The sequence below is a fragment of the Rhizobium sp. BK418 genome (assembly GCF_004341105.1).
In the GTDB taxonomy this organism is placed as follows: domain Bacteria; phylum Pseudomonadota; class Alphaproteobacteria; order Rhizobiales; family Rhizobiaceae; genus Rhizobium.
The window spans coordinates 894,667-907,753 of the sequence record NZ_SLZK01000001.1; the positions used below are offsets into that span (position 1 = coordinate 894,667).

The window sequence follows — 13,087 nt, forward strand, 5'->3', positions numbered from 1 at the left end:
GTCACTCATCTGCTTCCCCATCCGGTTTGCCCCGGATGCCTGCCCGTTAAATAGTCCGGCGGCTTATAAACCTTTCGGCTCCCCTTGCCTAGCGCATTCGGCGCCCTAAAGCGCCGGCCCGAAAATGGGAATCGATTTTCAAAAGGCCTAATGCTCAAATTCGAAAAGCCGAGACGTGCGAATGGTTTCACCGCGCTCCGGCAGCCATTTCTCCGCTGCTGCTAGCGCCCGGTGAACGGGTAAAATACCCTGCCGTTACAACCATTAAACCGACATATACTATCCGGTTTGCCAGATTTTTTAGATTTCTTATGTAAAGCGGACCCTAAATAATAAGGGGACACGGCATGGGCATCCTTCCGTCTACTTTTCTGGCGGACCGATCAGGCAATTTCGGGATCATGACGGCACTTTTGATGGTGCCGCTGGTCGGCACAGCCGGCCTCGCCCTCGATTATGCCCATGCGCTGAGCCTGCGCACCCAGCTTTATGCTGCCGCCGATGCCGCAGCTGTCGGCTCCGTTTCCGAAAAAGCCGATGCCGTCCAGGCCGCCATGACCATGCCGGGCAATGGCACCATCTCGGTCGCCCAGACGGACGCCCGCAACATCTTCTTCTCGCAAATGTCAGGTGAACTGACCTCGATCCCGGTAGAGCTGAAAATCGACGTCACCAAGACGGCCAACAAGCTCAATTCGCTCGTCTCCTTCACCGCCTCCGTGCCTACCACCTTCATGCATGTTCTCGGCCAGGATACGATCACCATATCGGGTACGGCGACGGCGGAATATCAGACTGCCTCCTTCATGGATTTCTACATCCTGCTCGACAATACTCCCTCCATGGGCGTCGGCGCGACCCCGGCCGACGTTTCCAAGCTGGAGGCCAAGACCGGCTGCGCCTTCGCCTGCCACCAGATGGACGCCAGCACGAACAATTATACAATTGCGAAGAGCCTCGGTGTCGCGATGCGCATCGACGTGGTGCGCCAGGCAACACAGGCGCTGACTGATACCGCCAAGAACGAGCGCGTCAGCGCCGACCAGTTCCGCATGGGTGTCTATACGTTCGGCACCAAGGCCGAGGATGCCAAGCTGACGACAATATCAGGCCTGACCTCGGATCTGACGAAAGTGAAGAACTACACCGACGCCGTCGATCTGATGACCATTCCGTATCAGAATTACAACAGCGACCAGCTCACCAGCTTCGACGGCGCCATGACTCAGATGAACACCATCATCGATCCGGCCGGTGACGGAACGTCGAATATCAGCCCGGAAAAGATTCTGTTCTTCGTGGCGGATGGCGTCGGCGACAGCTACAAGCCTTCGACCTGCACGAAGAAGACGACCGGCGGCCGCTGTCAGGAGCCGATAGATACCTCTTTCTGTAAGCCGTTGAAGGATCGCGGCGTCAAGATCGCCGTGCTCTACACCACCTACCTGCCGCTGCCGAGCAACCCCTGGTATAATGACTGGATCAAGCCATTCCAGAGCGAGATCCCCACGCGCATGGCGGCCTGCGCCTCGCCCGGACTCTATTTCGAGGTGTCACCGACGCAGGGCATCGCCGATGCGATGAAGGAACTGTTCCTGAAGGTCATCCGAGCACCGCGCATAACGAGCTAAGCATCCGCGCCTGTCGCTTATTCGGTAGGCCTTGTGATAGAATCACAGGCCCAAACTAAACACGTTGGCCGTCCTTGATCCTGTAGCTCGGCGCATACATCGTCACCAGCTCTTCGGCTGCCGTCGGATGCAGTGCCATGGTGCGGTCGAAATCGTCCTTGGTGCAGCCAGCCTTCAGCGTGATGCCGAGAATCTGCGCCATTTCGCCTGCATCGTGGCCGAGAATATGGGCGCCGACCACCTTGCGGCTTTCCGCATCGACAATCAGCTTCATCATCATCTTTTCCGCCCGGCCGGACAGTGTCGCCTTCAGCGGCCGGAATTGGGCGCGATAGACTTCCAGCTCCTTGTATCGCTTGCCCGCCTCTTCCTCGGAAAGGCCGACTGTGCCGATCTCCGGCTGCGAGAAGACCGCGGTCGGAATGAGATCGTAATCCGGCTTTGTGGGATTTTTCTTGTACTCGGTTTCGATGAAGCACATGGCCTCGTGGATCGCGACCGGTGTCAGCTGTACCCGATCGGTGACATCGCCGAGTGCATAGATATTCTCGACGTTGGTGCGCGAGTAATCGTCGACGATGATGGCGCCGCGCTCGTTCAGCGCGACCCCCGCTTTTTCGAGCCCCAGCCCCTGCGTATTCGGATCGCGGCCGAGCGCCAGCATGACGACGCCGGCGTTCAGCGTCTCGCCTTTCATCGTCTCGATGACGAGGCCGTTTTCGCCCTTGGTTACCTTCTCCATCACATCCTGGCAGATGATGCGAATGCCCTTGGCAACCATGGCTTCATGCAGCCCGCGGCGCAGGTCCTCGTCGAAGCGCGAGAGGATTTCGGTGCCACGATAGATCAGCGTCGTCTCGACGCCGAGCCCATGGAAAATATTGGCAAATTCGACGGCGATATAGCCGCCGCCGGCAATCAGGATGGATTTCGGCAGCTCTTCGAGATGGAAGGCCTCATTAGAGGAGATGCAGAGCTCGTGGCCGGGCAGTGCCTGATGCGGGTTCGGCCTGCCGCCGATGGCAATGACTATGGTCTTTGCGGTGACGGTTTCCCCTGTCTTCAGGAGCTTGATCGTATGAGCGTCGACGAGCTCGGCGCGTGTTTCCAGGATTTCTGCATTGGCGCCGGCAAGCCCCTTCTTGTAAAGCCCTTCGAGGCGCGCGATCTCGCCATCCTTGGCGGCGACGAGCTTCTTCCAGTCGAACGAGCTTTCGCCAACCGTCCAGCCGAAGCCGGCGGCATCCTCGAAATGTTCGTGGAATTGTGAAGCGTAAACGAAGAGCTTCTTCGGCACGCAGCCGCGGATCACGCAGGTGCCGCCGTAGCGGTATTCTTCGGCGATCGCCACCTTCTTGCCGAGCGAAGCGGCGACGCGCGCGCTGCGCACCCCCCCGGAACCGCCGCCGATGACGAAGAGGTCGTAGTCGTAGGAAGGCATGATGATCTCCGGAGGGAATCGCTGGATGGGTCGTTCACATATAGAGCAATTCCAGCAGAAGTGTGCAGCGGTTCTGCGTTCGGAATTGCGTTAGGCAAAGAGAGCAATTCCAGCAGAAGTGTGCAGCGGTTCTGCGTCCGGAATTGCGTCAGAACAAAGAGATAAGGGCAGCCCCATAAAAACAAAAGCCCGGACGAGGCCGGGCTTTTGCCGAAATCAAGGATGGTCTTACTTCTTGGCAGGTGCCGGGGCAGCCGGTGCTGCTGCCGGAGCAGGCGCTACCGGGCTGTCGGTGGCCGGCGGCGGAGCCTTGATGACCTTGGAGAGCTCGGCATTGCTCTGCTTTTCCAGATCACGGGAAATGCCCTGCGCCCAGATATCGGCAGCCTTGGCAGTTTCGCGCGAGGCGACCGGGCCGTCACGCAGCAGCTTCTTGCCAACATCGGAATTGTAGAAATCGGCGATCGCCTTCAGTTCATCGACTGTAAAGGCCTTGGCATAGGTAAGTGCCGCTTCCTTTTCCAGGTCGGCGCGGCGCGGCGCCAGGGCCAGTGCCTGCTTGTCGACGGTTGCGGTGATGATGTCCTGATAGTTCGGCGAATCCTGGATCAGGCCGGCCTTCAGACGTTCGGCCAGACCCGGCAGGATGTTGTCATACTGGGTGGTTGCGCCGATCGCGTCCATGGCTGCGCGTGCAGCCTTGAGCTGCTCTTCGGACACTTCCTGCGCTCTTGCGGCAGAGCCGAAGGCAAGCCCGGAAAGAACGATGGTCGCAGCGGCAAGACGGCCAAGACCTGCAATATTCATCATGAGTTTCTATGCTCCTGTTATCTGTTTGCCTGCAGCGTGCGGGCACCTGCAGGACCAGCAATGATCGCAAGCGCCGCCATGTTGATGAAAAGCCCGTGCTCCACGACACCGGGTATGGAATTCAGCTCCCTCGAGAGCGCCTCTGCATCAGGAATGCGGCCAAAAGATGCATCGATGATGTGGTGGCCGCCGTCAGTGGTAAACTCCCCGTCACCGGACTGACGAAGTGTCAATTCGCCGGAAAGACCAAGGCGCGAGGCAGTTCTTTCGATCGCGATGCGCGTCGAAACGAGGCCGAAAGGATTGACCTCGATCGGCAGGGCGAAAGCGCCGAGCGTCTGCACCAGTTTGCTCTCGTCGGCAATGACGATCATTCGCGTCGAAGCAGCAGCGACGATCTTTTCGCGCAGCAGCGCGCCGCCGCCGCCCTTGATGAGCCTCAGAGCCGGATCCACTTCGTCGGCGCCGTCGATGGTGAGATCGAGTTCCGGCAGCTCGTCAAGCGATTTCAGGGGAACGCCGAGTTCGACGCAGAGGCGCGCCGTACGCTCGGACGTCGGAACGCCCTCGACCTTGAAGCCGGCTGCGACCTTTTCGGCAAGCAGACGAACGAATTCTTCCGCCGTGCTTCCCGTACCGATCCCGAGGCGCATTCCATACTCAACATGAACAAGTGCGGCCTCGGCGGCCTTGATCTTCATTTCGCGGGCATCCATGCGCCGCCAGCTCCTGATGTTTTCGTTGGATGTGCTGTTTACACGGCTCGTATTGCAAACGAAAGCCAAAATCATCGTCCTGCAATTGAAAGCCACGCGTTTTGGCTGCGACTTTTCTATCCGATCTCGCTGCGTTGCTTTTCGTCAGTTCATCGCCTACTCCCTAAAAATCCTACTCCGCAAAGAGGCATCACCGTGACCCCTGCTCCCGAAAATGCCGGCCAAGCTCTTCCTGAGAATAAGGCCATCGTTGTCTTCGATCTCGACGGTACGCTGCTCGACACCCATGTCGATCTGGTCGAAAGCCTGAACCATACGATCGCAGCACTGAAGCTTGAGCCCGTTACCTATGATGACCTCACGCACCTGGTTGGCCAGGGCGCCCGCGTGATGATCGAGCGTGCCTGCAGGCTGCAGGGTCACCCTCTGACATCAAAGGAGGTTCCGGATCTCGTCGAGCGTTTCGTCGCCCATTATAATGCCAACATGCCGGGCCATACCCAGCCCTATCCCGGCCTCATCGCCGCCATGGACCGGCTGAAGGCCTCGGGCTACCGTCTTGCTGTCTGTACCAACAAGCTGGAAGGCCTTGCCGCCGGCCTCATCGAGAAACTTGGCTTGATGCATTATTTCGACGCGATCACCGGGGGCGACACGTTCGAATACCGCAAGCCCGATGCACGGCATTTGACCGGTACCATCGAACGCGCCGGGGGCGATGTTTCCCGTGCAGTGATGATCGGCGATAGCATCAATGACATTGCGGTCGCGAAGAATGCCAACGTGCCCTCCATCGCCGTGCCTTTCGGCTATTCGGATGTGCCGGTGTCGAGCCTCGATCCGGATGTGATCATCACGCATTTCGATGAGCTGACACCGGAACTGGTGGAGATGTTGTTGCGGGAATCTGCGGCGAAAATTGCTGTTTGAGGCGGACGCTCTCACACCGTTGCTGTTGTAGCGTGTGATACCCCCCTCTGGCCTGCCGGCCATCTCCCCACAGGTGGGGAGATCGACCAGAAGCTTGACCTTCGCACATCACCAACGTCGCGCAGTTTGAGACGTTGGTTGTTTGGGAAAGCCCGCGCTGCCAGCTAATCTCCCCACCTGTGGGGGAGATGGCCGGCAGGCCAGAGGGGGGGGGCCACACGGTATGCCTCTCCTCCTAATTCCCGCAGTTAGCCAACCCCAGAAACAAAACGGGCGGCCCGAAGACCGCCCGTCAAATTCCTATCAAACACCAACCGTCAGATCTGCGCCTCGCGCGACTTCGTCGTCACATCGAATGCCTTTTCCACATAAGCATCGCGGCCATAGACGTCGTCGAAATATTCGATCATGCCATCCTTGTTCGGCCAGGCGGTGAAATAGGATACATAGACAGGGATCTTCTGCGGCACCTTAACGGCATGGTTCTGGCCCGTGGCGATCTGCTTGGCGACCTCATCGACCGTCGTGCCGAGAACCGCCGCTGCCATGGCGCGCGGATCGGAAAGACGCACGCAACCGTGGCTCAGCGCCCGCATGTCACGCTTGAAGAAGCTCTTCGAGGGCGTGTCGTGCATGTAGATGGCGTGGCTGTTCGGGAACAGGATCTTCAATTCACCCAGCGCATTGTCGCTGCTCGGCGGCTGACGCACAGAGATGTTCTGTGTCGAGCCATACCAGTCGACGCTGGAAGACGGGACGGCATGGCCGCCGACTTCGACCTGATAACCCAGCTGATCGAGATAGTCCGGGTTGGAACGCAGCTTCGGCAGCATCTCGTTGATGATGATCGACTGCGGCACGCCCCAGAACGGGTTGAACTCGACCGTTTCGATCTCGTCGTCAAAGAAATAGGTCTGGTTATTCTTGCCGCCGACCACGGTGCGCATCGCAAGCTGCTGCTTGGAGTCGTTGAAATAGTAGGCCATGAAGGCCGGCTGGTTGATCATCACGTAGCGCGGGCCGAGGTCGGCGGGCAGCCAGCGCAGCTGCTCCATCGCGACAACAAGCTTGCCGATCTTGGAGGCATTGTTGTCGCCGCCGGTCATCATGCGCACGGTTGCCTGGCCGATCACGCCGTCGGGCTTCAGGCCGCGCTCCTTCTGGAAGTCCTCGACCAGTGACACGATCTCAGGCGAATAATCGCTGCTGCCGGCATAGGCCGAGAAGGTGGCGGCATGTGCGGTCTTCAGCTCTTCCGAACCATGAATCTGGATCGCCTTGACGATGTTGGCTACTTCCGGCGAGCTGTCGCCTGGACGCAGCAGGGAATCGAGCGAAATGGTGACCCTCTCTTCATTGCCTCCGTCGGCTGCGCGCAGCTTGGCAAGCTCGGCCTTCAGCGCCAGGAATTGCATGCTGTCGGGATTGCGGCTCGAGAGATAGGCCGCAACGTCAGGGCTCAGGCGGGAAAGCTTCAGCACGGGATCGAGCTTCACGACCTTGCGCTGGAAATCATGGTAGCCGGACAGCTTGTTGGGATCGACGCGGCCACGTGTCGTGTCCTGCACGTAAGCGAGAACTTTCGAGGACAGCGCCAGTTCGAACTGCGTCAGTGCGCGGTCGCGAGCATCCGGGTCCGGATTGGCCTGATCGATTGTCGGCTCGGCGACGGCATAGTCGGCCGGATCGAGGCCAACGCTTGCAGCATCGGCAAGTACGCTCATCGCCGCCTTGCCGCGCTCATTGACGCCCTCGCCGGAGACCCAGACGAGCGGATTCTTGCCGTCGCCATAGTAGGCTTGCAGGGCCTTGGCGACATCGGCGTTGGCGCGAACCTTGGCTTCCGTCAGGAAGTGACGCTGCGGAGCGCCGTCGGTGGTCGCCGTACCCGAGACATCGGCAACGGCGCCGGTCACGACGGGATCGGCAAACTTGGTCGTATCGACGAGCTGCAGCGCCTCGGCCTTATAGGTATAGTAGCGCGGGCTGGAAACCTTCGGCAGTGCTGCTTCGGGATCGAGATCGCCGCCAAGGCCGCCGTTGCGATTTCCCGGATTGCCGCGGATCGGAGCCGACGGGTCCATGATGATGGTGCTCTGGCCTCTTGCCCGGTCGCCGCGCAGCATGTCCATCAGCGTATAGGCATGCGCAGGAACCGCGCCAATCACGCAGGAAAGTGCCAATGCGGAAACCGCGCTTTTCAAAATGAACTTCATCTGTTTTCCAGTTCCAGTATCATGCTGTTGTCGAGCAAAAAGGCTCAGATCAATTCTTCCAGAATTCCCGGCAGCCGCGGCCCATTCATCAGAAATCGGCCGGCGATGCCAGTGCTTTCAGCGCTCAACTTCGTGTGACGGAATCGAACGCGACGCCACGCAGCAGTTCACACAAAATTATGAAATTATTAGTTAATTTTTTACCGAATTTTCCTCCGCGAGAAAGTGCGCTTTCTGACGCTCTTTGCATTAATTTTCCGGCGTGGCCGAAAGAACACGCCTGGCGAAGCGCTGGTAGGCGATGCAAAACATGAGCCCCGTTTTCAATATTTCGCGTGGGATCCGGTTTTCTTGGTAAGCGTTCCATCCTATAAGTCTCTCATCTTCAAGGACTGCTCTTAACAGCATGCGACAGGAAGGCACGAAGCCATGAGTTCCACCCGCACCGAAACCGACACATTTGGCCCGATTGAAGTTGCCAGCGACCGATATTGGGGCGCGCAGGCGCAGCGTTCTCTCGGCAATTTCAAGATCGGCTGGGAGAAGCAGCCGCTCTCGATCGTACGTGCGCTTGGCATCGTCAAACAGGCAGCGGCGCGCGCAAACATGGCGCTCGGCCAGCTTGATCCCAACATCGGCAAGTCTATCGTGGATGCCGCCCAGGAAGTGATCGACGGCAAACTGAACGACCATTTTCCGCTGGTCGTCTGGCAGACCGGCTCCGGCACGCAATCCAACATGAATGCCAACGAGGTGATCTCCAATCGCGCTATAGAAATGCTTGGCGGCGTCATGGGTTCCAAGAAGCCGGTGCACCCGAACGATCACGTTAACATGAGCCAGTCGTCGAACGACACCTATCCGACGGCCATGCACATTGCCTGCGCCGAGCAGATCGCCCATCACCTTCTGCCGTCGCTGAAGCATCTGCATGCTGCGCTCGACATGAAGGTCACGGAATTCAGCCACATCATCAAGATCGGCCGCACGCATACGCAGGATGCGACGCCGCTGACCCTTGGCCAGGAATTTTCGGGCTATGCCGCGCAGGTCGGCTCCGCCATCAAGCGCATCGAGATGACCCTGCCCGGCCTCTGCGAACTCGCCCAGGGCGGCACGGCCGTCGGCACCGGCCTCAATGCGCCCGTCGGATTCGCCGAGAAGGTCGCCGAAGAGATCGCCGCCATCACCGGCATGCCCTTCGTGACCGCGCCGAACAAATTCGAGGCGCTCGCCTCGCATGATTCGATGGTTTTCGCTCACGGCGCGATCAACGCGGCAGCGGCTGCCCTCTTCAAGATCGCCAACGACATTCGCTTTCTCGGCTCCGGCCCGCGCTCCGGCCTCGGCGAACTGGCGCTGCCGGAAAACGAGCCCGGATCATCGATCATGCCCGGTAAGGTGAACCCAACGCAGTGCGAGGCACTGACGCAGGTCTGCATTCACGTCTTCGGCAACAACGCCGCGCTGACCTTCGCCGATAGCCAGGGGCATTTCGAGCTCAACGTCTATAACCCGATGATGGCCTACAACTTCCTGCAGTCGGTCCAGCTGCTCGGCGACGCCGCCGTCTCCTTCGCCAACAATTGCGTCGTCGGCATCGAGGCCCGCGAAGACAATATCAAGGCCGGTCTCGAACGCTCGCTGATGCTGGTGACCGCACTTGCGCCAAAGATCGGATACGACGCGGCCGCCAAGATCGCCAAGACGGCGCACAAGAACGGCACGACGCTGAAGGAGGAGGCACTGGCAAGCGGGCTCGTGACATCTGAGGAATATGATGAGATCGTGCGGCCGGAGACGATGATCAGCCCGAAGTGATCGGGTTGCATGAGTTTCGGAGGCCGGCCCTATGCCGGCCTTTTTGATTTTCGAGGTAAGTTCGGCGCCTCAAGGGGCTGCGGTGCTTCTTGTCCGACTTGGGGAGGAGCAAAAAGGACCGCGGCGTTTTCGCCGCCAATCCCTCACCCTCCCCAATTGCTTTTACCCCCAGCCACATTTAGACCGTTTCCAAACTATCCCACCAGAAAGGTCACTTCGATGGCTGACGATCTCTTTCCTCTCGGCGCCGACACCACCCCTTACCGCAAGATCAGCAGCGACTATGTTTCTGTCGATACGTTCAAGGGCCAGGAGATCCTGACGGTCGATCCGGAGGGCATTCGCCTCCTCGCCGAAACCGCCTTTGCCGATATCAACCATCTGCTGCGCCCCGGCCATCTGAAGCAGCTCGCCGCGATCCTCGACGATCCCGAAGCGACCGATAACGACCGTTTCGTCGCCTATGACCTTCTGAAGAATGCCAATATCGCCGCCGGCGGCGTGCTGCCGATGTGCCAGGATACGGGCACTGCGATCATCATGGGCAAGAAGGGCCGTCGTGTGTGGACAGAAGGCGGCGATACGGCTGCCCTTTCGAAGGGCGTGCTCGACGCCTATGAAAAGAAGAACCTGCGCTATTCGCAGCTCGCGCCCATCAAGATGTTCGAGGAGAAGAACACCAAGAACAATCTGCCGGCGCAGATCGACATCTATGAGGAAGGCACCGACAGCTATGACTTCCTTTTCGTCGCCAAGGGCGGCGGCTCGGCCAACAAGACCTTCCTGTACCAGGGCACCCCGTCGCTTTTGACGCATGACCGCATGCTGGACTTCCTCAAGGAGAAGATCCTCACCTTGGGTACGGCCGCCTGTCCCCCCTACCATCTGGCTGTCGTCATCGGCGGCACTTCGGCCGAGATGAACCTGAAGACGGTCAAGCTCGCCTCCACCCGCTATCTCGACGAATTGCCAACGGAGGGTTCCGAAAGCGGCCACGCGTTCCGCGATATCGAGATGGAGAAGGAAATCCACAAGCTGACGCAGAGCCTCGGCGTCGGCGCCCAGTTCGGCGGCAAATATTTCTGCCATGACGTGCGCGTCATCCGCTTGCCCCGTCATGGCGCCTCGCTGCCGATCGGTCTCGGCGTCTCCTGTTCCGCCGACCGTCAGGCCAAGGGCAAGATCACCCGCGACGGCATCTTCATTGAGCAGCTGGAAACCGATCCGTCGAAATACATGCCCGAGATCGACGAGGCGAAGCTTTCTGAATCCGTCGTACGCGTCGATCTCAACCAGCCGATGGCCGATATTCTCGCCGAGCTTTCCAGGCATCCGGTCAAGACGCGCCTGTCGCTGACGGGCACGATCATCGTGGCCCGTGACCTTGCGCACGCCAAGATCCGCGAGCGGCTGGAAAAAGGCGAAGGCATGCCTGACTACATGAAGAACCACCCGGTCTATTACGCTGGCCCTGCCAAGACGCCCGCCGGTTACGCCTCCGGCTCCTTCGGCCCGACAACAGCTGGCCGCATGGATAGCTATGTCGACCAGTTCCAGTCCTTCGGCGGTTCCATGGTGATGCTCGCCAAGGGCAACCGCTCGCGCGCCGTGCGCGAAGCCTGCAAGACGCATCGGGGCTTCTATCTCGGCTCGATCGGTGGGCCGGCCGCGCGCCTGGCGCAGGACTGCATCCGAAAGGTCGAGGTGCTGGAATATCCCGAGCTCGGTATGGAAGCCGTCTGGAAGATCGAAGTGGAAGATTTTCCCGCCTTCATCGTCATCGACGACAAGGGCAATGACTTCTTTCAGGAACTGAACCTCGGCTGAGACTGAAGGCGCCTGGCTACCGCAGGGACGCCGTCTGCGCCGTATCGATGTCGGCCGCCACTGGTTTTTCCATCGCGGCGATATCGGATGCGCTCAAAACGTCCTCAGCCTTCACGCTGGCGAGAATGTCGGTCCTGAAGATGCCGTTGAAGAAGCCGCTCTGCTGCAGGAGAAAGACGCCGCCGGCAACGACGGCGAATGCAAGAATGGCTGGCGAAGTATGGCGAGACGATTCCATGACTCATGCCTTCGGCAGGGAGCCGCGATCCGGTTCCCGTAAACCAGGTTTGATGAAATAGAATCTGTCATTTCGCCCTGTCCGCCAGTAGATCAGAGAACAGACACCGACCGTCGACAAAACAAAAACGATCCCTGAAAAGAGAAAACGACTGAACTTTTTTGAGACGCCTCGCGCATAAGAGGTGTCTCACTCTCAGTCGTACTTACAAAATCCCGAGAGAAATCATAGGGCTGATCTTAGTAATGATGCCCGTCAAACTTATCGTATGTAATCTTTGGTATATGTCGCTTTAATCTTTTCCCAAGAAATCTAAGCTAACAAATAGAAGATTGCTTAAGAATTGGATGAGGAGTTGCCGGAATGAATACGGCCGTTGCGCCCAAGGTGCAGGTTCCCGATGTGGCAGGTCAGATTACCTATGCCATGCGCGCTATGGGCGTTGCGCCAATTCCCCGCAACTACGAACTCTTCTATGAAGCCTATATCGGCTCCAATCCCGCGCTCACCCGCGATCTTGCGGCTCTCGGCAGCCAGGCGACGCAGGCCGAGCTCGATGCGCTCGGCGCGCAGCACTGCGCACACACCTCACCCGCCAAAATCTTCGACGATGCCCACAGCCGCATTGCCGGCGAGCTCGAAGGCCTCTTGCGTGTGCTTCGCCAGGAGCAGACATCGCTCGAAAGCTATAACCGATTGCTCAGCGAGACCTGCAAGCGCATCAGCTCGAAAAGCACGACGAGCGCCGACCTGATCGAAAACGCGATCGACCTTCTGACCCGAGCCACCGGCGACACTATCACCCATGGCGAAAAGACCGTCGAGGACATGGTCCAGCGCTCGCAGGAGATGGACGAGGTTCGCAAGGAACTCGACGAATACAAACGCATCGCTAATACGGATTCGCTGACACGCCTTTCCAACCGCCGCGCCTTCGACGACCGGCTTGCCGCCATCTTCAACAATCCGGCGCTACGCCCGGTCACCGCGTTGGTGCTTGCCGACATCGATAATTTCAAGAAGATCAACGACACCTATGGGCACCCGGTCGGCGACAAGGTTCTGGCCACGGTCGCCTCCGTCATCCGCAGTAACGTCCGCCGTGATGTTTTCGTCGCCCGCACCGGCGGCGAGGAATTTGCCCTCATCATCGACGGCAATACGCTGGAGGAAGTGACGGCGATCGCCGAGCGCATCCGCCGGACGCTGGAGGCCACGCCCTTCAAGAATTCCCGGACGCGCGTCAATTACGGCCCGGTCACGGTCTCCATCGGCATCTGCATGGCGTCCAACGCCGAAGATTCCGGCGAGCTTTATTCCAAGAGCGACATCGCCCTCTACAGCGCCAAGAATGCCGGCCGCAACTGCACCGTCGTCTACGAGGATGGAATGCAGAAGGAGTTCACCAAGAGCTGGCTGATCTACAAGTCGTGATATCGGCGGAGTACGTTCAGGAA

General features: G+C 59.1%; 10 protein-coding genes. 5 read left to right on the plus strand and 5 right to left on the minus strand.

Going from position 1 to position 13,087, the window contains the following annotated elements; translation table 11 throughout:
* Positions 1-347: 347 nt before the first annotated feature.
* Positions 348-1,631, plus strand: coding sequence for a pilus assembly protein TadG-related protein (locus EV281_RS04400; RefSeq protein WP_132651689.1), 1,284 nt, complete (start codon positions 348-350; stop codon positions 1,629-1,631).
* Positions 1,632-1,686: 55 nt separating this feature from the next.
* On the opposite strand, the gene gor is transcribed toward EV281_RS04400, so the two are convergent.
* The 3 genes from gor to rpiA form a co-directional block, all read right to left on the minus strand.
* A complete protein-coding gene (gene gor / locus EV281_RS04405; RefSeq protein WP_132651690.1) occupies positions 1,687-3,072 on the minus strand; it encodes a glutathione-disulfide reductase in 1,386 nt (461 codons plus the stop codon).
* 228 nt (positions 3,073-3,300) lie between these two features.
* Positions 3,301-3,882, minus strand: coding sequence for a DUF2059 domain-containing protein (locus tag EV281_RS04410; RefSeq protein WP_132651691.1), 582 nt, complete (start codon positions 3,880-3,882; stop codon positions 3,301-3,303).
* Between the two features lie 17 nt (positions 3,883-3,899).
* Positions 3,900-4,598: a ribose-5-phosphate isomerase RpiA gene (rpiA, locus tag EV281_RS04415; protein WP_132651692.1), complete on the minus strand. Its 699-nt coding sequence runs from the start codon at positions 4,596-4,598 to the stop codon at positions 3,900-3,902.
* Positions 4,599-4,793: 195 nt separating this feature from the next.
* Between rpiA and EV281_RS04420 the strand changes: the two genes are divergently transcribed.
* Entirely contained in the window at positions 4,794-5,528 is a 735-nt protein-coding gene (locus EV281_RS04420; RefSeq protein ID WP_132651693.1) for an HAD family hydrolase, read from the plus strand.
* 317 nt (positions 5,529-5,845) lie between these two features.
* Here the strand turns inward: EV281_RS04420 and EV281_RS04425 are convergent, their stop codons facing one another.
* Entirely contained in the window at positions 5,846-7,744 is a 1,899-nt protein-coding gene (locus tag EV281_RS04425) for a L,D-transpeptidase family protein (protein ID WP_132651694.1), read from the minus strand.
* Between the two features lie 429 nt (positions 7,745-8,173).
* On the opposite strand from EV281_RS04425, the gene fumC reads away from it, so the two are divergent.
* Both fumC and EV281_RS04435 read left to right on the plus strand, forming a co-directional pair.
* On the plus strand, positions 8,174-9,565 hold the full coding sequence (gene fumC, locus EV281_RS04430; RefSeq protein ID WP_132651695.1) for a class II fumarate hydratase: 1,392 nt from the start codon (positions 8,174-8,176) through the stop codon (positions 9,563-9,565).
* Positions 9,566-9,784: 219 nt separating this feature from the next.
* On the plus strand, positions 9,785-11,392 hold the full coding sequence (locus EV281_RS04435) for a fumarate hydratase (RefSeq protein WP_132651696.1): 1,608 nt from the start codon (positions 9,785-9,787) through the stop codon (positions 11,390-11,392).
* Positions 11,393-11,408: 16 nt separating this feature from the next.
* On the opposite strand, the gene EV281_RS04440 is transcribed toward EV281_RS04435, so the two are convergent.
* Positions 11,409-11,630, minus strand: coding sequence for a hypothetical protein (locus EV281_RS04440; RefSeq protein ID WP_132651697.1), 222 nt, complete (start codon positions 11,628-11,630; stop codon positions 11,409-11,411).
* A gap of 363 nt (positions 11,631-11,993) precedes the next feature.
* Here EV281_RS04440 and EV281_RS04445 point away from each other — a divergent pair, with 363 nt between their 5' ends.
* Complete coding sequence (locus EV281_RS04445; protein WP_132651698.1) at positions 11,994-13,064, plus strand: GGDEF domain-containing protein; 1,071 nt, start codon at positions 11,994-11,996, stop codon at positions 13,062-13,064.
* Positions 13,065-13,087: the final 23 nt, after the last annotated feature.